Genomic DNA, 25,482 nt, shown 5'->3' with positions numbered 1-25,482 from the left:
CCGGAAGCGCTAACGCTGTACCGGCGCCGGCCGCTGACCGCGCACCAGCTTGCCGGGCAAGGCACCTGTCGCCTCGCCATTGCGGTAGACCGGCACGCCACTGACGAGGGTCGCCACATAACCTTCAGCGCGCTGCACCAGGCGCCGCCCGCCGCCGGGCAAATCGTAAGTGATTTCCGGCACATGCAGGGCCAGCCGGTCAAAATCAATCACGTTGATATCGGCCTTGTAGCCCGGGGCCAGCAGGCCACGATCTTCCAGGCCCATGGTCAGGGCCGTTGCCCGGCTGAGACGGTGCACCAGATCCGGCAGAGCCATACGCCCGTGATCGCGATCGCGCCCCCAGTAGGACAGGGCGAAAGTGGAATAGCTGCCGTCGCAGATGGTCGCCGCGTGGGCCCCGCCGTCGCCCAAACCGGGGAGGACGTCGGGGTGGCGCAGTATTTCACCCACGGCATCAAGGCTGCCGTCGGCGTAGTTGGCCATCGCCAGATACAGCACCATACCGCGCTCACCCTGGACCATGAGATCATAGGCCAATTCCTCCGGAGACACGCCCTGGGCCTTCGCCCGACCGGCGATACTCAGCTCCCAGGGCTGCTCGTAATTGGGCGGATCACCCAGCAGGAATATATGATCAAAGTCGCGCACCATACGCCCCAGAACAAGCGCCGGATCCGGATCCATGGGCTCGGCAATAATCCGGGCGCGACGCTCGGGATCGCGCAGGGCCTGCAGGCGCTCGGCCAGTGGCAGGTCTGCCACTTCCCGGTAGCCAACCGTGGTGTAGAAGGGATTCAGGGTCAACTCCACGCCGAGCATCATGCCAATCGCGCGCGGCATCACCTGGCCCTTGATGGTGATGCCGGCAGCATTGGCGGACTCCAGGTCCTTCAGCAATTGCGGCCAGATATGCGGGCCCGTGTTGCCAGTACCGATCGAGAAAGTCAGCGGACGGCCCGCCGCCTCGGCCAGCTGACGCAGCACACTGACGTCCTTGCCTGGGAGGTGGATATCTTCAACGATCTGGAATACACCCTTGCCCTTGCGCTTGAGGGTTTTCGCCAGCGTCAGCAGCTCCTCGTTGGTGGCCTCGAGGGTGGGGATCGGCTTGCCGTCACTGGAACGGTGGAACAGGGTGCGCGAGGTCGCAATCCCCATGGCGCCAGCATCCAGCGCTTCCTCCAGCAGCGCGCACATGCGCTGGATATCCTCTTCCGTGGCCGGCTCGCGGTCGGCACCGCGCTCACCCATCACATAGACCCGCAGTGCCGCGTGGGGCAGGTAGCCCCCGACATCCATGTCGTATTCCCGCGACGCGATCAGGTCGAGGTACTCTGGAAAGCTCTCCCAGGTCCAGGGCAGGCCCTCCGCCAGCACCGGGTAGGGTATGTCCTCGACCCCGTCCATCAGGCGGATTAGCGCATCGTGGTCAGCTTCACGGCACGGCGCGAAACCCACGCCACAATTGCCGATGATAGCGGTGGTTACACCGTGGCAGGAGGAGGGTTTGAGTCGGCTCTCCCAGGTGACGTGGCCATCATAGTGAGTATGTACATCGACGAAGCCGGGGGTCACCAACAGGCCACTGGCGTCAATCTCCTCGCGGCCGGCAGCGAGGTTATCTCCCACCGCGGCAACCAGACCACCCTTCACCGCCACATCGCACACGCGGCCTTCACTGCCGCTGCCGTCCATGACAGTGCCGCCTCGAATCACCAGATCATAATTAATCATGCTGTCTGCTCCTGCTGCTCCTCTTCAATCACCCTCCCCATTTGCACCGTACCGCGGATGGTACTGCGCTGCACGATACGCACCTCGTCCACCGGGTGCCCGAAGGCCGAGTGCATGGTGCGCCGGTTATCCCAGAGCACGATATCGTTTTCTTCCCAGTCATGGATGTACTGAAACTGTGGTTGCAGGGTGTGCGCAATCAGTTTTTCAAGCAATGCATCGCTTTCGGACTGGGACATGCCGAGCACTGACTGGATATTCAGGGTGCTGACGTTGAGAATGCGCTGCCCCGTCTCCGGATGCACCCAGACCAGGGGATGGGCCACCGGCGGGAAGCGGGGCAGGTTCTTGCTGGTAGGCTGCAGCAGCTTGCCTTTCTGCCGGTTGAAGCGCATGGCGCTCAGATCGGGGCAAAAAACGTACTTCGCCTCCAGCCCCTCGATACGCTGTTTTGTTGCGGCATCCAGCGCTTCCCAGGCCATTGCCGTGTCCAGCCAGCCGGTTTGACCACCGTGCTCGCTCTTCTTCACCATGCGCAGCAAAGCCCCTGCATTCGGTGTGGTGGCAAAAGCGAGATCGGTGTGCCAGGGAATCCGCCCGTAGGTAGGCACACCGTCAAACTCATAGACCGGTCCGGTCAAATCCTTTTCATTGCTGAGCAGGATCAGCTCGGGGTACCCCGGCAGACGAAAATGCTCGATCGGGTGGGGCTCCAGCTCGCCAAAGCAGCGTGACAGCTCCAGCAGCACCTCTGGGGACGTACCCAGGCCACGAAAAAGAATGACCCCCTTGTCCAGCCAGAGTTTCTTCAGTGCCGCCGCAGTATCCGAAGCAACCGGGCCATTGACCTCAAGCCCGATCACCTCGACACCCACACCGCCCGGCAGTGGTTTGTTATCAAATGTCATATCCACATCTCCGTTGGTTTACCTTCATCGACAATGTGCCGCATGTTCGGAGAACCCGCATCAGGCATATGCATTACTCGCTGTGCATATCACGCTTCCGAAATGCGCCATCAGAAGGCCGGCTTTTTCGCAGCCTGCAAAAGATAGATAAACAGCACTGTCGAGATAATGTAGGCCGATACGAGAGTCATCAGCCCCACATCAAACGTTCCGGAGGTATCGTACAGCCACCCCAGTAGAGGCGCAGCACCAAAGGTGAAAGGCATATTGAGCGCCAGGGCCAGGCCCAGGGCCTGACTGAAGCGCTGCGGCTCATACATTTCCGCCAGCCTGCTGCTGATGGCGACTGTCAAGCCACCCCCGCCCAGGCCCATAAGGGCTGCCGCTAACATGGCGGTCGTGTAACCCTCGCTCGCGAGCATCAACAGCCAGCTGCCAACATGCAGCAGCGCATTGAGCAGCAGCGCAGTCATGCCGTTACTGCGGTCGGCAATCCAACCGAAGGTAAAGGCACCTGCGCCCGCCGCAAAGCCATACATCGACAACAACACCGCCGCGCGATTCGCATCGAACCCCATGTAGGTACCCAAAGGAATCATATGCGCTGTAATAGCGCTGCCTCCCCCCGCAACGATTGCATACGCAAACACCAGAACGGCATAGCGCGGGTCACGCAAAAACGTGGCAACTGGCTCTGCCGGAGCCAGAGAGGCCGTCTGTGACGCCGCGGTTTCACCGGGCCGGTCCTGAACACGCAACAGCAGCGGTATGCAGACCAGCAACACTCCGCTGATCGCCAGCGCAGTAACGCGCCAGCCCCACTCCGCAATCACCAGAGTGGCGACGGGTGGCATGACAAAGATACCCAGCGGTAGCATGCCCAGACCCAGCGCCTTGCCCCGATCCGCCTGAAACCAGTTGGCAATCAGGGCCATAGCCGGTATCGGCCCCAGAATGACCATACCAAAACCGGTGATGGCAAAAGTGGCCAGAACCCAGGTCATGGAGGTCGCGACAGACAACAGCGCAAAGCCCAGTGCCACGCAAAGCGCACCCGTGACCATGACTTTGGCAATCGGCAGCCTGGCTACCAGCCGACCGCTAAGGGGTGACGTAAGGCCCATCACAAGCGCCGTGACGGCGAGGCCAGAACCCGCCAGTGACAACGGGGCATTGAACTCCTCTACAAATCGGCTCACGAAGGCGCTGTAGGTGCCATAGGTCAGGCCAAGCGCCAGATTCTGGGCAAGAAAACCCAGGGCCAGCATCTTGACAGCTTGTGGGTTCGAGAACGCCATGTGACCGCTCCGGCTGAGAGTTAATCGGGAAGTCTAACCGCATCCGGCGAAAAACGCCCCTGGCTCCGGCGAGAAGAAGTCCCTTCGGGGTGCGGATAACTGTCGGGGCAGGTTCGCCCCCTCAGCGACGGCATGCTGTGCTGCATTGGGCCGCGTTGCCAGGCCATGTATAGTATGGCGACGCACGGAGGGGCTCTAAAAATACTCTCTCGGGCAAGGGGCAACCTGCAACGCAGCTGGCGTCACTCAAGGGACTTCGATCAATGGCCAAACCGGTTCCGCCAACCCTGATCCAGGCACTATTCGACAGCCTGCTCGCTTCACCTCCCTGGCTGGACTTCCTCAAGGCGCTGGAAGACTGGCTGGACGGGCACCATGCCACCATGGTGGTGCGCAAACCCCGACCAGGGGATCCGGGCACACTGATCTCAACCCAGAGCAATACCATCGCACTCACCGTGTTGCAGGACGGGATGTTCAGCGAGTCACCGATTCTCGACATACCCCCAAATCAGGTGCATATCCTTCGAGAAATGCTCAGCGAGCACGAGTTGGCCTCACAATACAGCCGTTTTTTTACCTACATCCAGGAATATGGCGCCACCGAAGACATCATCGGCATCAACCTGGAAGAACCGGAAACCGGGATGGTGTTCCGCCTGCGTTGTGCCCGCCTGAAGGGTCAAGCCAATTTCTCGGGCAGCGACCGAGACAAGGTTGAGGCCCTGATGCCCTGGCTGCGCACCGCGATTGGCCTGTATGCACGCCTCGCGCGCAAGGACTACCAGTTGAGTATTTCCGAGGCAACCATTGGTCAGCTGACTATTGGCTCGCTCGTTGTCGACGAGCGTGGCCAGGTGCTAATGACCAATCCGTTAGCAGAGCGGGCACTGGAAACCCGTGACGGGTTGTTGCTGCATCAGGACAGGTTGGTGGCCACGGGTGCCGGCAAGGCAGCGCTGCAGCACGCCCTGTCGCGTCTTTTTGACCACCGCGACCCTCTGGACAGCGAGGCCCTGCAGCTAACGCGGCCCGGTGGTCGACGCTGGAATCTGCTGATGCGATGCACAGCGGCGCGCCCGGGTATGGATGAACGCGTCTCGCGCACAGTCTTGGTGTTGTTCCGCGATGCTGCGGGTACGCGAGAGGTGAACGAAGAACTGTTGATGGAACTGTTCGGACTGACTCGAGCGGAGGCGGTGCTGACAAAGCGCCTCGTCGAGGGCGAAAGCCTTGCCGAGATATCAGACAGCCTGGGACGTTCGCGCCATACAACACGCGCACAGCTGGCGGCCATCTTTTCCAAGACCGGTACGAACAGGCAGCCACAGCTGGTCAGCCATGTCCTGCGTGCCGCGCAGCAGATGTGGGGAGAGTAGCAGCGAAACAGCAGTTTAGCCCGACGAGCGCCATCGCCGGGCCGAACCGGAACAGGTCAGAAGGTGTACTGTGCCTCCAAACCGTAGGTGCGCGGGTTGCCGAAGAAGCTCACCGTGAACGGGCCGAAGGGTACGGTGTTCAGACGGTATTCCTCATCCAGCAGGTTCTTGCCCCAAAGCGCAACCTGCAGCTGGTTATCGCCGACCGGGATATTGATCAGCGTAAGGCGTCCGTTGAGAGTGCCGTAGCCGTCAATATCCGAAACCGCTTTCTGCTCGGGCTTCACATAGGGCGTATATTCGCTGTTATAGCTGTAATCGAGGCGCCCCATAAGGTCGCCGTAGTCGCTGCGCAGCATGGTGTACTCGACACTCAGGTTGACCGTGTGCTCGGGTGTATATTGTGTAAAGCGTTCATCTGACACATCGACAGTTTCACCCAGCACTGGATCGAACTCCAGGAACTCAGTGAACTCGGAGTCCAGATAACCGTAGTTCGCGCTCAGCATCAGATCGGCCGTCGGCATGTAGACAACCTCCAGCTCCACGCCCTGTTTAACCGATTTACCGGCGTTCTCGATGACCGATGCCACACCGCCATCGCGGGGTATGAATACCGAAAGCTGAATATCCGATTCGTCGTTGTAGAACATTGCGCCGTTCAACTGCAGCGTGTTGTCCAGCCAACGGCTCTTGAAGCCGATCTCGTAGGAATCAATCTCCTCTGGATCAAAGCCCACATTGAAGTTTTCAATGCTGCCTGCTTCACCGTTGAAACCACCTGCCTTCCAGCCCTTGGCATACTTGGCGTAAGCGTTGAACTGGTCAGTGAACTCGTAGCTGAAGATCAACGTGGGCGCCACATTGCTGTAATCATCAGTGTTTTCACCGGCAAAGGGCGGATTGTCGTTCGGGTGATCGATGTAGACCGTCTTTTCCTCCTCTGTCCAGCGAATGCCAGCCGTAATCGTCAGACGGTCATCCAGCAACGGCGGGCGCCAGTCGGCCTGACCGTAGACGGCAAACTGATCTGACTCGAGACCATAGGCGTTGCGTGACAACAGTGGGCCAAAGAAGGAGTTCAAAGGCTGCAGCGGGTTGTACACATCCGCGTCTTCTTCAAAGTAGTACAGCCCCATCACATAGTTCAGCCGCTCATGTGAGCCGGTGAGCTGCACTTCATGCGATTGCTGGGTGTACTCTTCTTCGATTGCCGAGTGGAACAGAGAGAATGGCGTGCCGTCGTTATCCAGACTCTGGGCAAAACTCAGATCCCGGTGGTTGTAGACATACTTGATCGACGCATCACCCAGAACCCCGGCATTGCCCAGGTCATAATCCAGGGTCAGGGTGTTGCTGGTGGAATCGAACTCCTCATACACATCGGCGTCGATACTGTTCGCCTCGAGATTATCCGTCTCGCTGGTTAGAAACTGGGCAAGGTCTCCCGGCAGAGGAAAGCCAAAGGTCAGGCTGGTCGGATCGAAACTCGTGAACTGGGGTTTGCCTGGCGTATTTTCGACATCGACCTCATCCAGCGAATATCTAACCGAAAAGCGGTCGCTGACGTCCCAGAGAAGGTCCAGGCGGGCAACCGTACTGGAGGCAGCATTCTGCTCATCTTCAGCACCCGGGGGGTTGGCCGGTATCGGCTGGCCGGTAAAGGGGTGTGTGATCGTGGTCCCTGGTGCGGCTGGCACATTGTCGTAGAAGCCATCGCGGTCATCCCAGGCAAGACTCACACGACTTTTCAGGTTCCCCGCGCCACCGAGATCAAGCTGAGGCAGGTTCAGGCTGCCATCCAATTCGGTGTAACCGAAATTGCCCACGCCCGCACGCAACCGGCCTCCGAGTTCTCCGGTAGGTTTCTGCGTGACCACGTTGACCGCCCCGCCTGAGGTGTTGCGGCCAAACAGCGTGCCCTGGGGGCCGCGCAGTATCTCAATACGCTCCACTTCTGCGAGTCGGAAGACGTTGCCGGAAAACTTGCCCACGTAGGCCCCGTCCAGATAAATGCCCACGGTAGGCTCCCAGTAAATGCCGGGGTTGGACGTCACGGAGCCGCGAATGGCCACCGTTGCCTTGGCCGTGTTCGACGGCAGCGGCGCGACCTTGACGTTGGGCGCGATCGTTGCGAGGTCAACCAGGTCACGGATGCCGCGCTGTTCAAGCTCGTATTGGCCGAACGCGGTGATTGCGATAGGCGCGTCCTGCAGTGACTGCTCGCGTTTCTGGGCGGTGACGACGACCTCTTCGAGCCCCTGTGCCTGCGCCTGGGTAGTTGCGAGCACTGCCGCGGCAATGAGTAATTTCGGAAAGTGTTGCAGGACAGGTTTGGATGCAACCTTGTTCATACTCTTGAATCCCCTTTTCTAGTTATCGGTTGATACATCAACGCATCGTCGACACCCTACGCCCCCCATACGACACCGGCATCCCCCAAATGCGTTATATAGTCGCCGAGCCCACCTGGTAGTAGCTGTCGATGTCCGCCCGGTGGACAACACCGGCAATGCGCACAATGCCGTAGGACAGATACTGGCGCACATACAGCACCTCCGCGCCTGAGCGCTGCAACGTCTGCAGCGCCTCTTCCAGCGTGGCCTGATACGACACCGCGGCCACATCCAGGCGCTTGGCCGGGATCGCCAACAGATCCACCGGCGGGGCGGCGCCCGAATCAGCACCCTCCCCCTGGACTTCAGTCTGTTCGATGTGGCGCGCCAGGTCCGCCGTGAGCAACAAAGACACCGGGCCACTGCTGCCCTCCACCAGCAGCCAGCGGGTGCCCGCCGACAGCGCCGCAGCCACGCCCTCCGCATCCAGCAGGCGCGGCGTGACTTTCACGCTGCGCTCCATGATGGCGCCAACACCGACACGCCGCAGCGCCTGGGTGAGGGGTGATGTGTCATAGCCCAGCCCCTGGGCCTTGAGCATGCTCTGGAACACCGCTTTCTTGCCGAACACCTCGCTGGTGACCAGGCTGGCAACCGTGATGGCCAGCATGCCCGGCATGATGATGTGCGGGTTATGGGTGAACTCGAGCAAGGCCATCAGTGCCGCCAGCGGCGCCTGCAATACAGCCCCCATCATGGCGCCCATGCCCAGCATGGCATAGAAGCCCACGCTGGAGGCCTGCTCCGGCATGAACGCTGCGCCGACCAGGCCCAGTGCACCGCCCAGCGTGGCGCCCGTGACGAGGGTGGGGCCGATGATACTGCTGGGCATGCCCAGCCCCACGGTCACGCTGGTCGCGACCAGCTTCGCCACACCCACGCCCAGCAGCACCCAAAGTGCCAACTGGCCATTGATCGTCTGCTCCACCGTGTCGTAACCGATGCCCATCACCTCCGGCACCAGCAAGGCAAACGGCACCATGAACAGGCCAGCCATCAGCAGGCGCAGCATGATAGGTCGACTGTCGAAGCGCCCCGCCGATTCAATCAGTTGAATGAACAGGGCCGCGGCAACGCCAATCAGGGCCGCGACCAGCAGGATCCAGGGAATCTCCCAGAGTGACTGCAGGGTGACCAACGGCACCTCGAAGGCCGGCTCTGCACCGTACACCGCCCGCGTCAGCACCGCCGCCGTCACCGCGGCGAGGATAACCGGTGTAAACACCCCGATGGTGTACTCCATCATCACCACTTCCATGGCGAAGATCACCCCGGCGATGGGCGTATCGAAAGACGCGGCAATGGCGGCGGCCACGCCGCAGGCCACCAGCGTACGAATACTGTTGTTGGGTAGCCGCAGCCACTGCCCCAGCAGGCTGGAAAAGGCCGCGCCGAGGTGCACAGCGGGCCCTTCACGCCCCGCAGACTGACCGGTGACCACAGTCCCGACCCCCAGCAGGAACTGGATCAGCGCACCCCGCAAACGCATATAGCCCTGATGGTAATTCAGGCGATGCATGACATGCGCCACGCCGACCCGCCGGTCAGTTACCGACAGGAAGTGCAGAAAGGCACCGAGCCCAAGCGCGCCGGCCAGCGGCAGCCACACGCGCGCAGCGCGACTCAACTGCTCGAACGCCTCGCTGTCAGCGCCCGGTAGGAAGTATTCCAGCGGCCACTCGATCGCGCTGCGAAACAACAGGATAACGGCGCCCGTACCCAAACCGGACAGCAGGCCCAGCAGCGCCAGTTGCAGCACGCCCTCACCGCTGGAAAGGCGGCTGCCAAAGTGCGCTGACACACTGTCCTTGACTTCACGTCCACGCCTGAGCATTGCTTCTCCCAACCACGACAACCCTGCCTCTGACCATAGCGCCAGGGATGCGGGTTGTACACTGCCAGGCTGGTGCTGAAGTCCCGCCAGCAGGTTGCGCTTCCGGGAAAGCCGTGTGGGAGCAAACCGACGACGCTGGTAGCAGATACAAAAAAGCCCCGTAAAAACGGGGCTCTGTACAGGGCCGGAGCGACACATTCACCCCGGGATAACTCACAGGGTGCCGAAGGCGGGACTTGACGCGCCCGGCCAGGGCCGCACGAGCACTTCGCGTCAGCGAAGCCTCGCGCATATAGATGGTGCCGAAGGCGGGACTTGAACCCGCACGAGCTATGCCCACCACCCCCTCAAGATGGCGTGTCTACCAATTCCACCACTTCGGCAAATTGCTACGCGCCCGGCTTACAGCGCCGGAACGTCGCCTGCGGCAGCCTCGGCTGCCGGCTCGGCATTATCCACAGTCGGCAGGTCGGAATCCAGTACCGGAACCACCCTTTCTTCCGCAGCGGGTATCACCAGGTCGAGGTCATCAACAACCTTCGTTTTGTTGCTGGCCAGCATGGCAAGGCCGAAGCTGGTGGCGAAGAACAGCACCACCAGCCAGGCCGTCGATTTGGTCAGCACGTTGCTGCTGCCGGCGCTGCCAAACAGCGTTTGTGAGGCACCGGCACCGAATGAGGCACCGACGTCGGCACCCTTGCCCTGCTGCAGCATGATCAGGCCGATGATCGCCAGCGCAATCAGCAAATGCACAACGAGAATAATCTGTTCCATAACACCCTTGCCCGCTCGGGCTCTACACGTCTGTATTGCGCTTGTCAGCCCCGTGCTGCGGCCACAATCGCCTGAAAATCCTGCGCGTCCAGGGACGCACCGCCCACCAGCGCACCGTCGATATCCGTTTCGGCAAACAGCTCCGCCGCATTGTCCGGCTTGACGCTTCCCCCGTACAGGATACGCGTCGCCGCTGCATCGACACCCTTGAGGTCGGCAAGCTGCTCACGAATGAACGCGTGCATCGCCTGCGCTTCCTGCGGCGTCGCGGTAAGACCCGTCCCTATGGCCCACACCGGCTCGTAAGCCACCACCAGGTGGCGCGTATTGGACTGCCCACGCAGCGCGCCCTGCAATTGCCGCGCTACGGTGTACTGCGCTTCGCCCGCTTCGCGCTCGTCCCGGGTTTCGCCGACGCAGACCACGGGGGCAAGCCCAGCAGCCAGGGCTGCCGCCACCTTGGCGGCCACCATATCGTCGGATTCGCCGTGATACTGGCGCCGCTCCGAGTGACCGAGAATCACCCAGCGACACCCGCTGTCGACCAGCATTTCCGCGGCTACTTCACCGGTGTAGGCGCCCGCCGCCATGTGGCTGCAGTCCTGTGCGCCAACACCCAGACCGGACCCTTCACACAGGGAGACCGCGAGCGGGATATGCACAAAGGCGGGGCAGACCACGACGTCCACAGAGGGATAGTCACCCTCTTGAACCATACCGCCCAGCAGCTGTTTCACGCTGGCCCGGGTGCCGTGCATCTTCCAGTTACCCATCACAAGCGGTTTGCGCACTGGCTACACCCGGCTACAAAAAACGGTCGGCAATGGTACCCAAGAAGGCCTCGACATACAAGGCGCGCCGGCTGGCAGCATCAGCCTGCCCGCAGGGCGTCCGCTACATCGCTGGCCAGCGACTGACACAGCGTTTCGACCTCGGCTGCATCCTCCCCCTCCACCATAACGCGGACCAGCGGCTCGGTACCGGAGGGGCGCAGCAGCACACGCCCGCGGGTGCCCAGCGCCTGCTCGACCGACGCCACCGCCGACATCACAGTCGGCAACTCGCTGAGCACAAAGCGGCCACTCACCGGCACGTTGATCATGGTTTGCGGGCACTTGCGCAGTCCGGCACGGAGCTCCGCGAGGCTGCGGCCGGAATCGGCCATCGCCACCAGCACCTGCAGGCTGGCGACAATGCCATCGCCCGTGGTGGTGTGGTCGGCACAGATGATGTGCCCGGACGACTCCCCTCCCAGGCGCCAGCCGCGGGCTTCCATCATTTCCTTGACGTAGCGGTCACCCACCTTGGCTCGCGCCAGCTCCAGGCCGATATCGCGCAGCGCCAGCTCCAGCCCCAGGTTGGACATCAGTGTGCCGACGACGCCAGCCTCGCCCCTGCCCTGGGTGGTACGGTGCACGGCAATGACGTAGAGCAATTCGTCGCCATCCACCAGGGAGCCATCGGCATCGATGAACATCACGCGATCGCCGTCACCGTCATAGGCGATTCCCAGGTCCGCGCCGCTTTCACGCACCAGGGCGGAGAGCTGTGCCGTGTCCGTGGAGCCAACGCCCTCATTGATATTGTAGCCATCGGGGCGGTCCCCCATGCTCACCACATCGGCCCCGAGCTCGGCGAGTACATTGGGCGCGATGTGATAGGTGGCGCCGTGGGCGCAGTCGACCGCAATCTTCAGGCCGCGCAGGCTGAAGCTCTCCGGCACCGTGGCCTTGCAGTACTCAATGTAACGGCCGGCGGCATCAGCCACCCGTACCACCTTGCCGATATCCCGTGAAGGCACGACCACCAGGTCGCAGGCCAGCTCCGCCTCAATGGCCAGTTCCACCTCATCGGGCAGCTTGGCACCGTGGGCAGAAAAAAACTTGATGCCATTATCGTAGTAGGGGTTGTGGGAGGCACTGATGACGATACCCGCTACGGCGTTCTGGGTGCGGGTCATGAGGGCAACGGCGGGGGTGGGCATGGGGCCCAACAGCTTGACGTCCACGCCGGCAGCCACCAGCCCCGCTTCCAGCGCGGACTCAAACATATAGCCGGAGACCCGGGTGTCCTTGCCGATAATCACCCGGTTGTGGGTGCCGGGGCTGGCACCGCGGGCGAATACACGGCCGCAGGCCCAGCCCAGCTTGAGCATGAAGTCCGGCGTGATGGGCGCCTCGCCCACCGTGCCCCGTATGCCATCAGTGCCAAAGTATTGTCTGCTCAAGATCGCCCCCATCGCTTCGTTGCCACACACAAGGCCAGCGCGTCCACCGTCGCCGCTACATCATGCGCTCGCACTATAGCGGCACCACGCTCGACTGCAAGCACGGCCAGTGCCAGGCTGCCGGCGAGCCGGTCCTGCGCGACGCCGCGGTCACCCGCTGGGGTATCGCGCCCCAATACCTTGCCGATCAGGGACTTGCGCGACAGACCCACCAGCAGCGGCAAACCGTCCAGCGCCACCTCGGCAAGCCGGTCAAGCAGTTCCAGGTTGTGCGCCACCGTCTTGCCAAAGCCAAAACCCGGGTCCAGGACAATCTGCCTGCGAGGAATCCCGGCCGCCACACAGGCCTGCAACCGCTGTGCAAGGAAGCCGCGCACCTCGGCCACCACATCAATATAGGTGGGGGCCCGCTGCATGCTGTCGGGCTGGCCCTGCATATGCATCAGGCAGACCGGCAGGCCGGTGGCCGCTGCGGCTTCCAGGGCACCTTCGCGTCCGAGGGCGCGCACGTCGTTGAGCATGCCCGCACCGAGCGCCGCGGCCTCGCGCATGATCACCGGGTTACTGGTGTCGACGGAGATCACGACGTCGAGCTCACGCGCAATCCGCGCCACCAGCGGCAGCACCCTATCCTCTTCTTCAGCAGACGTTACCGGCAGCGCGCCGGGACGGGTGGATTCGCCACCAATATCGAGAATGGCCGCCCCCTCCGCACAGAGGCGACGGGCGTGCGCGAAGGCACGCTCCAGGTCCAGCGTGCCGCTCCGGTAGAGGGCGCCGCCATCGGAAAAAGAATCGGGCGTGGTGTTGACCACGCCCATCACAAGCGGTTGCGAGAGATCAAGCGCGCGCCCGGCGCAATCGAGCACCGGGGCTGGTGTGTTCTTCACCGCGCTACAGGCAGGTCAGTGTTCACCGGCCGGGCCACCAATGGGACTGGCGGCCTCGTCAGTATCTTCAGCGGCCTTCGACGTACGCGACCCGGCGTGAGCACCGCCGTCTGAGCCACCCCAGTCTGCGGGTTCCCGCGGCGGCCGGCCCGACATGATGTCGTCGATCTGGTCCGCGTCGATAGTTTCGTACAGCATCAGGGCGTCGGCCATGGCATGCAGCTTGTCGACATTCTCGTCGAGGATACGCTGTGCCGTGCCGTAGCACTCGTCGATGATACTGCGCACCTCCTGGTCGATGAGCTTCGCCGTCTCGGCGGACAGTGACTTTGACTGGTGGCCCGCTGAGCGCCCGAGGAATACTTCCTCCTCTGCTTCATCGTACATCAATGGCCCCAGCTTCTCGGACAGACCCCACTTGGTCACCATGTTGCGCGCAATTGTTGTCGCGCGCTGGATGTCGTTGGATGCACCGGTGGTCACGCCGTCCTTCCCCAGCGTCATTTCTTCCGCGATACGCCCGCCAAACAAGCTGCAGATCTGGCCGATAATGTGCCGCCGGCTGTGGCTGTAGCGGTCTTCCTCGGGCAGGAACATGGTGACCCCCAATGCCCTGCCGCGGGGAATAATGCTCACTTTGTAGACCGGATCGTGCTCTGGCACCAGGCGTCCCACAATCGCGTGACCCGCCTCGTGGTAGGCCGTGTTGCGCTTCTCCTTCTCCGACATGACCATCGACTTGCGCTCGGCGCCCATCATGATCTTGTCCTTGGCCAGCTCAAACTGGGTCATGCCTACCGTGCGTACGCCGGCGCGCGCCGCGAACAGGGCCGCTTCGTTCACCAGGTTGGCCAGGTCGGCGCCGGAGAACCCGGGTGTGCCGCGGGCAATGCGCGAGGCAACTACGTCCTCAGACAGCGGCACCTTGCGCATGTGTACTTTCAGAATCTGCTCGCGACCGCGGATGTCGGGCAGCCCGACCACGACCTGGCGGTCAAAGCGGCCAGGGCGCAGCAACGCCGGATCCAGTACGTCCGGGCGGTTGGTGGCGGCGATCACAATGACGCCGTCATTGACCTCAAACCCGTCCATCTCGACCAGCAGCTGGTTCAGGGTCTGCTCGCGCTCATCGTGCCCGCCACCCAGTCCGGCGCCGCGATGGCGACCGACCGCATCAATCTCGTCGATGAAAATAATGCACGGCGCCTGTTTCTTCGCCTGGTCGAACATGTCCCGCACACGGGACGCGCCCACACCCACGAACATCTCCACGAAATCCGAGCCGGAGATGGAGAAGAACGGAACCTTGGCCTCCCCCGCAATCGCCTTGGCCAGCAACGTCTTGCCGGTACCGGGCTGCCCCACCATGAGCACGCCCCGGGGAATGCGGCCGCCCAGTTTCTGGAAGCGGCTGGGGTCACGCAGGAACTCAACCAGCTCCTTGACGTCTTCCTTGGCTTCGTCCACACCGGCCACATCGGCGAAGGTTGTGGTGATCTGGTCTTCGCCCAACAGCCGGGCTTTGCTCTTGCCAAAGCTCATCGGCCCGCCGCGCCCGCCGGCACCGCCCTGCATCTGGCGCATGAAAAACATGAACACGGCGATAATGATGAGAATGGGGAAGCTGGCCACCAGCAGCTGCGTCCATACGCTCTGCTGCTCGGGTTTGCGGCCGATCACCTCGACGTTATGCTGGAGCAGATCATCGATCAGCTTGGGATCTTCCACCATCGGGCGGATGGTTTCAAAGCGGCTGCCGTCGAAGCGCTCGCCATTGATCGTGAGCCCATCGACAACCACTTTCTTGATGCGCTCGCTCTGGATCTCCTGGATAAACTCGGAGTAACCCACCTGCTGCGTCGGGCTCTGCATATTGAAGTTGTTGAACACCGACAGCAGTACTGCGGCAATCACCAGCCATAAAAGTAAGTTTTTCGCCATATCGTTCAACGCTGTTTCCTCATGAGTGAACCACCCGCTGTGGGTGGACGAGACAGCCAGTTTCTCCCTGATTATAGCCGGTTATACGCCAGCGCCCTGAAAAGGGCTCAATACCAACGCAGACAATAGCCCCAATGTACATGACATGGGGCCGGGGCTCCATGTTTCAACCCTCGCCGCCGCGAAACTGGGTAGCCACAAGATACACCTCCCGGGACCGGGGGCGCGACGCCTTCGGCTTGCGGGTCACCACCTTGCCGAAAGCCCCGCGAATATCGCGGTAGAGCTCATCGAAACCCTCGCCCTGGAACACCTTGGCCACAAAGGATCCACCCGGAGCGAGCACCTGCTGCGCCATATCCAGCGCGAGCTCCACCAGATACATAGACCGCGGCTGGTCGACCGCGTTCACTCCGCTCATGTTCGGCGCCATATCGGAGATCACCACATCCGCCGGTGCGTCGCCAAGGGCGCCCAGAATCTGTTCAAACACACTGTCCAGCGTGAAGTCGCCTTCAATGAAGTCAACGCCAGCCAGGCTGTCCATCGGCAGGATGTCTGAGGCCAGAACCCGCCCCTTGTGCCCCACCAGCTGCGCCGCCACCTGTGACCAGCCCCCGGGCGCGCTGCCGAGGTCGAGCACCGTCATGCCGGGCTTGATCAGGCGGTCCCGTTCCTGGATCTCCAGCAGCTTGTAGCAGGCGCGGGAGCGATAGCCTTCGCGCTGCGCCTGCTGCACGTAGGGGTCGTCGCGATGCTCCTTGAGCCACGCTTTGCTTGAAGATTTTTTCTTGGCCATGCTGCTTCCTGCCGCGCCAGCGCGGACCTGTTCCACTGAACTCTTTCCACTTGGCTCTTTTGATCAACCTAGGCGCAAGGCCAGTGCTTGTGTAGACTGAGCGCCCTCTGCAACCGGCATTGTAGCGCGGAAACCCCATGAGCAAGAAAGCAAGCCTGGATCACAAACAGTTGCGCGCCATCGGCCACAAGCTGAAACCGGTAGTGACGGTGGCCGGGAACGGCCTCAGCGACACTGTCCTGCAGGAAGTACTGCGGGCGCTGGGTGACCACGAACTGATCAAGGTGAAAATCGCCGTTGGCGACCGCGACACGCGCCGTGCCGTCACGGAGGCACTGTGCACACAGACGGGCGCCACGCTGGTCCAGAGCATCGGCAATGTGGTCCTGCTGCTGAAACGGGCGAAGCAGCCTGATCCGCGGCTCTCCAACCTGATGCGCGTGCTCGACTGAGCACGACGAAAGCCGCCAGGCCGTGCCCCGCCTACCGCCACTTTCCCGGCACGCACGCCAGGCCCTGCAAAACACCTCATTCCAGGGCCTGACCCAGGCCTGGTACCTGCTGTTGCGCGCGCTCTACATCATCGTGTTTGCACGCCTCGTCGGGGTTGAGGTCTACGGTCACTACCACTACGCACAAATCTGGTACCTGATGGCGCTCGCCGTGGCGGGCTGGGGCATGCACGAGTGGTTGCTCTCCCGCTGGCAGGCCGTTGGCGAGCAGCGGCGCGAGGCGCTGGCCGGCACAGGACTGACCCTGCGCCTCCTGCTGGGCACCGCAGGCACGCTGCTGGTGATGCTCTGCGCAGCCTTGCTGGAATCCGATCCGGACCTGCGCTGGCTGATCATCATCTACGCCCAGGGCGTGCTGCTGCGCAGCCTGATCGCCTGGCTCCACGCGCTGTTCACCAGTCACGAACGCAGCGAACTGACGCTCTACAGCAGCATGCCCATATCCCTTCTGGAGGTGCTGCTGGCCCTGGGGCTGGCCTGGGGCGGCCACAGCCTGCTGACCATTGCGGTGGCACAGACCCTGTGCTGGTGGCTGGGCCTGGCCGCCAGCGCCTGGGCCTACCGCAGACAGCTCGGCGCCCTGCGCCTCGCCTGGCAGCCCGCCTTTGTGCGTGAGTTCCTGGCCGGCGGCGCGCTGCTCGCAGTCGCCTCCGCCCTGCTCGCGTGGATGGGTCCTGGGCTGCTCATTGCGGTGCGGCACTTTCTCGGCGACGGGCGCTCGCTCGGTGAAGCCGCGCTGGTGATCCAGGTGATGCTGATGCTGGGCCAGGCACTGCGCATGGTGACCAACGCCACACTGCCCTTCCTCACCCGACCCGGTGAGGATATCACCCGGCGCCAACAGCGCTTCGCGGTTAACGTGTGGCAGCTCGCCTTCTACCTCGGCGGTGCCTGTTACCTGCTGGGCACACAGGTGCTGCCCGGGCTGGTAAGCGGCCTGCTCGGCGCATCATTTCAGCCAGCCGGCGACTTGCTGGCGCAGTTCAGCTGGATACTTATACTGCTGGGGTTGATTCAGACCCTGCGCCTGCTGCTGATCGGTCGCGGGCTGTACCGGCAATACCTCATCGCACTGATGCTGGGCAGCGCAACGCTCGCACTCACGGTGATGATACTGGTCGCCCGGGGCGCCGTGTCGCTGCCCGCGCTGTTCAGCGGTCTCGGGCTGGCCTATGGGGCCTGCGTGCTGGCCATGCTGAAACAACTGGGGACAGTGGGCATACGACTGCCCTGGAGCACCCTCGTTGGGGCGCCCGCGCTGCTGGCCGTGATTATCGCAGTCCATCACGTTGGCGCCTCCACCGCGTCCGCTGCCAGCCTGACCCTGGTCGGACTGGGGCTGCTGGTGCTGGCGGCACTGCTGCACTGGCGCCGGACACCGGCCTGATACCCAAACGATGGCGTGCAGTCCAGGTAGACCCCTATCGCTGCACAGGAGACCGCGCATGACCCGGCTTGTCATACAGATTCCCTGTTTCAACGAGGGCATGACCCTGCCCCAGACCCTGGGAGACCTGCCAAACCGCATTGACGGCGTCACCTCGATCGACGTTCTGGTCATTGATGACGGCAGCACCGATGACACGTCCGCCGTCGCGCGCCGGCACGGGGTCAGGCACATTGCGCGCCACACCCACAACCAGGGCCTGGGCCGGGCCTTTCGCACAGGGTTGGATTATGCGCTGCAACTTGGTGCTGACATCATCGTCAACCTCGATGCCGACGGCCAGTACCGCGGCGCCGATATCGCCCGCCTGGTTGCGCCACTGCTATCCGGTGAGGCCGATATTGTTATCGGCGACCGCAGACCCGGCCAGAACCCTGAGTTCAGCCGCCTGAAGCGCGGTCTGCAACGGCTCGGAAGCCGCGCGGTGGTCGCCCTGTCGGGGATCGAGATACCCGATGCCGTATCGGGTTTCCGGGCCCTGTCGCGAGAGGCCGCCCTGCGCATGAACATACTCTCCACGTTCAGCTATACCGTGGAAATGATCATTCAGGCCGCACACAAGCAACTGCGTGTCGTCAGCGTGCCCATTGCGGTGAATCCGGCCCGCCGGCCCTCGAGACTGTTTCGCAGCACACCACATTTCGTCAGCCGCCAGCTCATCACCATGCTGCGCATGTATGCCATGTACCGGCCCATGCGCCTGTTTTTTTCAGCCGGGATCACGCTTTCGACGCTAGGCTCGCTGCCCGTGCTGCGCTTCCTGATTCGCTATGCAGGCGGCGACGGGGCTGGCCATATCCAGTCACTGCTGCTGGGCGGCGTCTTGCTGACCATGGGTTTCGTGCTGTTTGTCGCGGGGCTGCTATCTGACCTGATTTCCCAGAACCGCCAGATCCAGGAGCTTACCCTGGAGAAAGTGCGCCGCCTCGAGCTCGGCGACCGGCAAGCGCAGATCGCCCATGAGCAGCACTGACAGCGTTGTCCTGATTGGCCCCGGATGGCCATTCAAAGGAGGCATTGCGAGCCACACCACCTACCTGTACCGCGCCCTGCGGGATCTCGGCCCGACGCTGTTTATCAGCCTGCGGCACCAGTACCCGCGCTGGCTGTATCCGGGCGGTGACGATCGCGCGCCCGATAACCTGACACTGTACGAGCAGGATGCGCAGCGCCTTCTGGCACCGCTGTCCCCGCTGTCCTGGTGGACAGGCGCCAAGGTTATCGCCAGAGCCAGGCCCCGCTGCATCGTCATTCCCTGGTGGCATGTCTTCTGGACACCCATGGTCTGGTCGTTACTGGTGCTCCTGCGCAGGCGCTGCCCCGCTGCGCGTATCGTCTTTCTCGTGCACAACACGGTGGGGCACGAAGAGCAGCGCTTCGCCCGGCTGCTGGCCCGGACTGTGTTGCGCCGCGGCGATGCCTGGATCGTCCACGCACGCAGCGAGATGCACACGCTGCAGGCACTGCTGGGCGTCAGGGCGGTACACTACCAGCCCCACCCTGCCTACCCGCTGGGAGACCGCGAGCCGCCAGACCGCGCCGACGCCAGGGCGCAACTCGGCCTCGCCGACGCCCCCACACTGCTGTTTTTCGGCTTTGTTCGACACTACAAGGGGCTGGACACCCTGCTCCACGCACTCGCCTTGCTCCGGCCCAAATTGCCCTGCCAGCTGGTGGTCGCCGGAGAGATCTGGGGCGATGCAGGGGTCTGGGATACACTGATTACCGAGTTGGACCTGTGCGAACAGGTCCGTCTGGAAAACCGCTACATTGCCGAAGAGGACATCGCCATCTACTTTGCCAGCGCTGACCTTGTGGTCCTGCCGTATCGCTCTGCCACCGGCTCGGGTGTGGTCAGGATGGCCCACAGCCACGGCCGCCCGGTGGTCGTCACCCTCAGCGGCGCTCTGCCCGACGCCGTCGTCGACGGGGTCACGGGCTATGTCGTACCCGCAGAAGACCCGGCGGCGCTGGCGGCTGCCATCGCGAAGTTCTTTGACGGCACCCCTCGCCAGCCCATGGAACAGGCAGCGCGCGACGCTGCCGGAACAGAGGACTGGCACCAGCTTGCCCGGACAATCCTCGCCAACGAGCGGAGTACACCATGAGCGCCGCCAGGGCCTGCCTGCTGATCCTGGAAGCCGTAGAGCCGGACCTGTTGCGCAGCGGGATGCAAAGCGGACAGCTGCCACATCTGGCAGCCCTGTGCGAAAGCGGTGTGCAGGGCGATATCAACCTGCTACCCGGTATCGGTGCAAACGCCCTGCTGCCATCGCTGTATACCGGCCTGCCCCCACAGGCACACGGGCGCTTCTACCACCAGCAGCTTGGCGATGATGATTACAGCACCCTGAAAAGCCACCAGACCGACAGCAACGCCCCGCCTTTCTGGGCAGCGCTGGCCGCACAGGGGCGCAGGGTGGTCGTGCTCGATGCGCCCAAGGCGCCGCCCCCCTGCGGATCGGAAGCCTGCTATGTCTCTGGATGGCGCAGCCATTTCAACTACCGGGAGGAAAAGGCGCTGTATCCCGAGAGCCTGCAGGATGAGCTCGCCGCAGCAGGGTTACAGCCCGACGCCTGCCCCTGTATCACGCAACGCTTTACCCACAGCACCGCGCATGACGGTGGGGTGGTGGCCAGCAAGCTGCTGGACAGCATCGCCGGGAGCCGCGACCTGGTACTGAACCGGATGCGGTGCTGCGACTGGGATCTGCTGGTCGCGGGCCTTGGCGCCGGACACTGCGCGGGGCATCAGCTCTGGCATTGCCATGATCCCGACTATCCGGGCCATGCCGCCGGTACCCGGGGCGACCCGCTGCTCTCGGTCTATGCTGCACTGGACCGTGCCGCGGGGGATATCATCGCGCAGCTGCCTGGCGATAGCGCGCTGCTGGTCTTCGCCGGGCCCGGGATGGGGCCCAGCCACGTGCACCCGGCGCTGATGGGTGAACTGCTGGACGCCCTGGAGCCCGCGCCTTCGCGGGGAGCCGGCACACTGCGTCGAACCCTGACCCAACTGTGGAGAACACTGCCCGCCGGTTGGAGAAAGCAGCTGCTCAGCGCCGGACACTGGGCTGACCAGAAACTGCAGGGCGCAGATTTCAGCAACCGGCGCTGCTTTCCGGTGCGTTCCAACGACAATATCGGGGGGCTGCGCATCAACCTTGAAGGCCGGGAAGCGAACGGCCAGGTCAGCGCACAGGCGTACCCGGCGTACCTGGACCACCTGGCCAGACAGCTCGCCGGACTGCGCAACGCCGAGACAGACGAGCCTCTGGTCACCCGTGTTCTGAAAACCTGCGAACACTACCCGGGCGGCGAAAGGGGTGCCATGCCGGACCTGTTGGTGGAGTGGAACGAGCGCGCACCCGTGCGCTTCGTAACCGGGTCGGGGCTGACCCGGCTGGAGGTCTCGCACCCGCCGCAGTGGAGTGGCGCCCACAATCAACACGCCATGCTTGTCCTGCGCGAGCCCCTGGCTCCTCCGCGCACGATGCCAGGTCAGCTGCCCGCCGACAGCAGCGTCCTGGATATCGCGGCCACCCTGAGCGAGCTCTGCGGCGGACCTGCTGCAGTGGGTGAGGGTCGGTCCCTGCGTCGTTAGTTGCAGCGCCATCCCGTGAGCACATGCCGCAGACGCACAGGGAATGTGAGCTCTGCCTGTGCGCGCAGCACCTTGCTCGGCTGGCGCTCGCCGAAGCGGGTAGCGCGGTAGCCATCCTCCACGCCCAGTGTGAGCTGCGGATCCACCGCCAGCTCAAGACACCGGCCATCCGGCAGACCGATACTGGCCAGATGGGATCCGCGCAGCTCAACCGTAAGGTCGGGGTGCAGGTGAAAGTAGACATCCACACGGTGCTCACCCGCGCCCTCCAGCACATCATCGATCGTCAGGCGATCGGCACAGAGTGACCACTCACGGTGATGAATCAGCCTCGACCGGGCACGCGAGTAACCATCGTGCGAGGCATGCAGGACACCACCCATGTCACCCGGCGCATAGCCCGCAGCGACGATCCGTGCGCGCCGTCCCAGCTTGAACAGCCCCCAGACATCGGAAGAGTTTTTCCCGTCCACCACCACCGTATTGTGGGCGGCGGTACTGCGCTCGTAGGCGCGATAGCGAAGGTCCTCGTAGGTCGACAGTCCCGTATCGACCAATACCCGCTGATCCGCCAGCGACAACTCGAAACCCAGTGTGCCCGCGTGCCCGTGACTGGCCGCATGGTCCGGCCCGAGAGGACCGAGGTCGGCAAGCAGAAGCGCGGGGCCCGCCCGCAGACGGCCCACACCGGACGCCGGCAGCCAACAGCTGGCGGTCTCCTGGTCATCCACAGCACCCTGCAGGCCGAGTCGCCGGCCATAGGCCGTGAGGGCATCCGCGCCGGGAACCACGTCGAGTGCCGCATCGTTGAACAGAGCTGGCTCATGGTCCGCATGGCAGAGGGCACGCGACCAGCGCAGCGCGGCGTTGCAACGCGTTTCCAACCCGTCAGGCAGAGGCTGACCATAGGCGCGCAAGAGGTTAATCATGTCCAACAGGTCAAGCAGCAAAGCGTTGTGGTACATCGGGCTGCGCCCCGAGTAGCCACCATCGTCGAGCAGCAGCTCGGGCAGATACTGCGCGAGCAAACGCAGACCACGGGCCCGCCACTGCGAGGCCTGCGGGTCAGCCAGGCTGTGCCCCGCGAACAGCAGTGCCTTGGCATTGTTGATGAGCTTGTGATCACATTCGTCAAAGGCCAGCCGCGGCTCCAGGTAACGCAACTGCTGCGCCAGGCTCGCGCGCAGCGCGCTGTCGAGTTCATGTCCCGCCAGCCCCCATTTGACCCAGTTCACGATGCGCTGGGACGTGATGTACGGGTGCCACCCTGGCCCGTCCGGCCGGGACTGGGTCGCCACCCAGTCCGCCAGCAGCCGCCTCCCCGAGGACGGACCCGCGCTCCATAACCAGTTGCAGGTGTTCAGTTCCATGAGGCGCTTTTTGCCCGGCGACCGGTCGCCCCAGAGGGATGCAGGGGACCAGCGCAATTCGCCACCCAGCAGCCGGAAGAACCCCTCTTCATCCCAGCTGGCGGTGAGCGGCGCCGGCGTCACCCAGGGCTGCCGGGGCGCTTGCCACGCCGGGGTGGCCACCTGCGCCAGACGACCGGGACGGCGCAGCCGCAAGTGCAGCCTCTGCGCCACCTGCCGTGGGCGCAGGTAGCGCAGTTGCCACCAGAGGCGTTGCAGGCGCAGACCGGCGTTCAACAGCTGCCCCCTGCCCCATGCCGCCCGTCCCCAAACGACAGCATGCTGGCGTACAGGTTCTGCAGGCAGGACAGCACGGCATCGGGGTGGTGCTGCTCCGCCGCGAAAGACCTGGCCAGCCGACAACGGCGCTCCCGCTCCCCGCTCGACATCTCGGCCCAGTCTCGCAGCGCGCGCTCCCAGGCCGCTGGCTGTTCCACAGGCAGCCGCACCACGGGAGCGTGATCCGGCCAATCCTGCACGACACCAACCTCTGTTGTCAGCACGTGACAGCCGTGTGCAAGCGCCTCTACCAGCACATTGCCAAAAGACTCCGAATAGGAGGGGAAAACGAAGACATCGGCCCGCTGGAACCAGGGGGCGGGATCTGGCTGGTAGCCGGCCAGCACGACCGAGGACTGCAGGCCCTCGCGCACGATCCAGTCCCCTATTTCCTGGCGCATCGGCCCATCCCCGACAATAACCCAGCGCCAGCCCGCGGCCCCACCCAACGCCGACCAGGCCCTCATCAGGGTGTGCAGACCCTTCTGCGGATGCAGGCGGCCGACGAAAAGCACCTCGCGAACACCCTGACGGTCTTCAGCCCGGATTTCGGTGGGCGGCGAAACCGCCTGCGGGAACAGGGACGGCACCCGGTGGATAATGGCGGGGGAGATCCCGGCTGCCTGCAACTCATCCCCCACCGCGCGGGTGGGCACCAGAAACCCGTCCGCTGAAGACGCGATACGCCAAGGCACACCAAACAGCCCGGGGTGTCGCAGACGCGCAACGTCTCCCATCGGCCCAACGGAGCAGATCTTAAGCACCACGGGGCGTCCACGACAGTGTGCGGCGAGCAGGCCACCGAGCACGAAGGGCGACAGGCAGTGTCCGTGCAGAAGCTCACAGTTCCCGGCGAGGCGCCAGCCCAACAGGAAACCGGCCACCAGGTTCCAGGGCAGCTTCAGCCAGCGGGGCGCGGGGCTGATACAGCGGCGTATCGCAACGCCGCCACGCATCTCCCGTGCGAGCTGTGTCCGGTCACCGCGCGTGGTCGCAACCTCGACCCCGTGTCCGGCGCGCACCAGCGCCTCGGCGAGATCGCGTGCCTGGCATTCCGCCCCTCCGAGATGGGGTGGAAAGTGCTGGATCAGGAAGCCGATCTTCATGCCCGACGGTGCAGCGACAGAAATGGATACACGAGCTGGCGGCCGAGGGTCTTCAGCAGGCCGATCACGCCGTCCTCGCGCTCCACGGGAAAATCCGCGTCGGGAATGCCGGTAGCCGGCCAGATGCGATGTTCGGGGTGCTGGGTGCCGAAAAGCCGGTCCCACACTGAAAACAGGAAACCGAAATTGCAGTCGTGGTAGCGGTGCTCCACGCCATGGTGTACGCGGTGAGACTGCGGAGTGACCAGCAGGTAACGCAGCGGCCCCAGATCCAACCGGACGTTGGCGTGGTAGAACTTCGGGTACAGGGTCTCAATCAGCATCCAGAGAATCACCGCCGGTACACCATTGCCGGTAATCAGCAGCGCAAAGCTGGTGATCAGCGAGGACACCATGCGGTCCACAGGGTGCACCCGGGCGTCAGTGAACAGGTTGAGATCGCGCTGGGAATGGTGCACCGAATGAAACGCCCAGAACAGCGGGACCTTGTGGCGAATCAGGTGGCTGAGCCAGCGGGTGAAGTCCGCCAACAGCACCCCGAGGACGAACTGGGCCGCGGGGTGCCAGTGGGCCACACCGGGTAGCGTCAGGAAGCCCAGGTAATGCGTGTACAACGCCACCACCGCATGCGCCCAGGCACCGAGGAACAGCAGGCGCAGCCCCATCGTCGTGACATACCAGAGCATGTCCTGGCGCAATGCCAGCGAGAGGAACGGTCCAGAAACCACTGGCCACCGGCGCTGCGCCTGCCAGACCAGCGTCAACAGCAGCCAGTAACCCAGGGGCGAATAACGCGCCTTCTCCGGCAGGACATGGTGCGCGAGCGCAGGCAACACATCATTCAACAAGGGCAACGACGACAGGGGCAGCGTCGCCGGAATCAGGCATAGGCCGCCCAGCAGCAGCCAGGCGAGGTGCCATCCCCGTTCTGCCGCGACCACG

Annotated in this window: 20 protein-coding genes and 1 tRNA gene; 6 read left to right on the top strand and 15 right to left on the bottom strand. The window is 63.5% G+C overall.

Annotated features, from left to right (window positions below; all coding sequences use genetic code 11):
- Window positions 1-9 precede the first annotated feature (9 nt).
- The 3 genes from R3E49_RS13535 to R3E49_RS13525 form a co-directional block, all read right to left on the bottom strand.
- Entirely contained in the window at window positions 10-1,737 is a 1,728-nt protein-coding gene (locus R3E49_RS13535) for an amidohydrolase family protein (protein ID WP_371295528.1), read from the bottom strand.
- On the bottom strand, window positions 1,734-2,645 hold the full coding sequence (locus tag R3E49_RS13530; protein WP_371295527.1) for a TauD/TfdA dioxygenase family protein: 912 nt from the start codon (window positions 2,643-2,645) through the stop codon (window positions 1,734-1,736). Before R3E49_RS13530 ends, R3E49_RS13535 begins: the two co-directional genes overlap by 4 nt.
- Window positions 2,646-2,755: 110 nt before the next feature.
- Entirely contained in the window at window positions 2,756-3,943 is a 1,188-nt protein-coding gene (locus tag R3E49_RS13525; RefSeq protein ID WP_371295526.1) for a nitrate/nitrite transporter, read from the bottom strand.
- Window positions 3,944-4,206: 263 nt separating this feature from the next.
- Between R3E49_RS13525 and R3E49_RS13520 the strand changes: the two genes are divergently transcribed.
- Complete coding sequence (locus tag R3E49_RS13520; RefSeq protein ID WP_371295525.1) at window positions 4,207-5,322, top strand: helix-turn-helix transcriptional regulator; 1,116 nt, start codon at window positions 4,207-4,209, stop codon at window positions 5,320-5,322.
- Between the two features lie 56 nt (window positions 5,323-5,378).
- Here the strand turns inward: R3E49_RS13520 and R3E49_RS13515 are convergent, their stop codons facing one another.
- The 9 genes from R3E49_RS13515 to rlmE form a co-directional block, all read right to left on the bottom strand.
- A complete protein-coding gene (locus tag R3E49_RS13515; protein ID WP_371295524.1) occupies window positions 5,379-7,676 on the bottom strand; it encodes a TonB-dependent receptor in 2,298 nt (765 codons plus the stop codon).
- A 94-nt stretch (window positions 7,677-7,770) separates the two neighbouring features.
- Window positions 7,771-9,552 (bottom strand): chloride channel protein, encoded by a 1,782-nt coding sequence (locus tag R3E49_RS13510; protein ID WP_371295523.1) that lies wholly within the window; start codon window positions 9,550-9,552, stop codon window positions 7,771-7,773.
- Window positions 9,553-9,849: 297 nt separating this feature from the next.
- Window positions 9,850-9,935 (bottom strand) — tRNA-Leu (locus R3E49_RS13505).
- A gap of 19 nt (window positions 9,936-9,954) precedes the next feature.
- Window positions 9,955-10,326, bottom strand: a complete 372-nt coding sequence (gene secG, locus R3E49_RS13500; RefSeq protein WP_290737818.1) for a preprotein translocase subunit SecG — start codon at window positions 10,324-10,326, stop codon at window positions 9,955-9,957.
- A gap of 44 nt (window positions 10,327-10,370) precedes the next feature.
- Complete coding sequence (tpiA, locus tag R3E49_RS13495; RefSeq protein ID WP_371295522.1) at window positions 10,371-11,117, bottom strand: triose-phosphate isomerase; 747 nt, start codon at window positions 11,115-11,117, stop codon at window positions 10,371-10,373.
- A gap of 80 nt (window positions 11,118-11,197) precedes the next feature.
- Window positions 11,198-12,553, bottom strand: coding sequence for a phosphoglucosamine mutase (gene glmM / locus R3E49_RS13490; protein WP_371295521.1), 1,356 nt, complete (start codon window positions 12,551-12,553; stop codon window positions 11,198-11,200).
- The gene (gene folP / locus R3E49_RS13485; protein WP_371295626.1) at window positions 12,550-13,374 is read right to left on the bottom strand and encodes a dihydropteroate synthase; all 825 of its coding nucleotides are present in this window, start codon (window positions 13,372-13,374) and stop codon (window positions 12,550-12,552) included. Before folP ends, glmM begins: the two co-directional genes overlap by 4 nt.
- A gap of 84 nt (window positions 13,375-13,458) precedes the next feature.
- Window positions 13,459-15,384 (bottom strand): ATP-dependent zinc metalloprotease FtsH, encoded by a 1,926-nt coding sequence (gene ftsH / locus R3E49_RS13480; protein WP_371295625.1) that lies wholly within the window; start codon window positions 15,382-15,384, stop codon window positions 13,459-13,461.
- A 166-nt stretch (window positions 15,385-15,550) separates the two neighbouring features.
- On the bottom strand, window positions 15,551-16,183 hold the full coding sequence (rlmE, locus tag R3E49_RS13475; RefSeq protein WP_371295520.1) for a 23S rRNA (uridine(2552)-2'-O)-methyltransferase RlmE: 633 nt from the start codon (window positions 16,181-16,183) through the stop codon (window positions 15,551-15,553).
- A 137-nt stretch (window positions 16,184-16,320) separates the two neighbouring features.
- Between rlmE and R3E49_RS13470 the strand changes: the two genes are divergently transcribed.
- The 5 genes from R3E49_RS13470 to R3E49_RS13450 are packed head-to-tail and all read left to right on the top strand — an operon-like array spanning window position 16,321 to window position 21,746.
- Window positions 16,321-16,635 carry a YhbY family RNA-binding protein gene (locus R3E49_RS13470; RefSeq protein WP_371295519.1) on the top strand — a complete coding sequence of 105 codons (315 nt, stop codon included), beginning with the start codon at window positions 16,321-16,323 and terminating at the stop codon, window positions 16,633-16,635.
- Window positions 16,636-16,657: 22 nt separating this feature from the next.
- Window positions 16,658-18,082 carry a lipopolysaccharide biosynthesis protein gene (locus tag R3E49_RS13465; protein WP_371295518.1) on the top strand — a complete coding sequence of 475 codons (1,425 nt, stop codon included), beginning with the start codon at window positions 16,658-16,660 and terminating at the stop codon, window positions 18,080-18,082.
- 58 nt (window positions 18,083-18,140) lie between these two features.
- Entirely contained in the window at window positions 18,141-19,115 is a 975-nt protein-coding gene (locus R3E49_RS13460; protein ID WP_371295517.1) for a glycosyltransferase family 2 protein, read from the top strand.
- Window positions 19,102-20,250, top strand: a complete 1,149-nt coding sequence (locus R3E49_RS13455) for a glycosyltransferase (RefSeq protein ID WP_371295516.1) — start codon at window positions 19,102-19,104, stop codon at window positions 20,248-20,250. The genes R3E49_RS13460 and R3E49_RS13455 overlap by 14 nt, the downstream gene beginning before the upstream one ends.
- Entirely contained in the window at window positions 20,247-21,746 is a 1,500-nt protein-coding gene (locus R3E49_RS13450; protein WP_371295515.1) for an alkaline phosphatase family protein, read from the top strand. Before R3E49_RS13455 ends, R3E49_RS13450 begins: the two co-directional genes overlap by 4 nt.
- On the opposite strand, the gene R3E49_RS13445 is transcribed toward R3E49_RS13450, so the two are convergent.
- From R3E49_RS13445 to R3E49_RS13435, 3 genes are read right to left on the bottom strand one after another with little or no spacing between them, the layout of a single operon-like run.
- On the bottom strand, window positions 21,743-23,392 hold the full coding sequence (locus R3E49_RS13445) for a heparinase II/III family protein (RefSeq protein ID WP_371295514.1): 1,650 nt from the start codon (window positions 23,390-23,392) through the stop codon (window positions 21,743-21,745). The genes R3E49_RS13450 and R3E49_RS13445 overlap by 4 nt on opposite strands.
- Window positions 23,389-24,540, bottom strand: coding sequence for a glycosyltransferase family 4 protein (locus R3E49_RS13440; RefSeq protein ID WP_371295513.1), 1,152 nt, complete (start codon window positions 24,538-24,540; stop codon window positions 23,389-23,391). Before R3E49_RS13440 ends, R3E49_RS13445 begins: the two co-directional genes overlap by 4 nt.
- Window positions 24,537-25,481: a sterol desaturase family protein gene (locus R3E49_RS13435; RefSeq protein WP_371295512.1), complete on the bottom strand. Its 945-nt coding sequence runs from the start codon at window positions 25,479-25,481 to the stop codon at window positions 24,537-24,539. The genes R3E49_RS13440 and R3E49_RS13435 overlap by 4 nt, the downstream gene beginning before the upstream one ends.
- Between the last annotated feature and the right edge of the window lies 1 nt (window position 25,482).

The organism is Haliea sp., from assembly GCF_041395985.1.
Lineage (GTDB): Bacteria > Pseudomonadota > Gammaproteobacteria > Pseudomonadales > Halieaceae > Haliea.
Note: the sequence above shows the minus strand (reverse complement) of the source record. Positions and strands in the feature narration are given on the sequence as shown.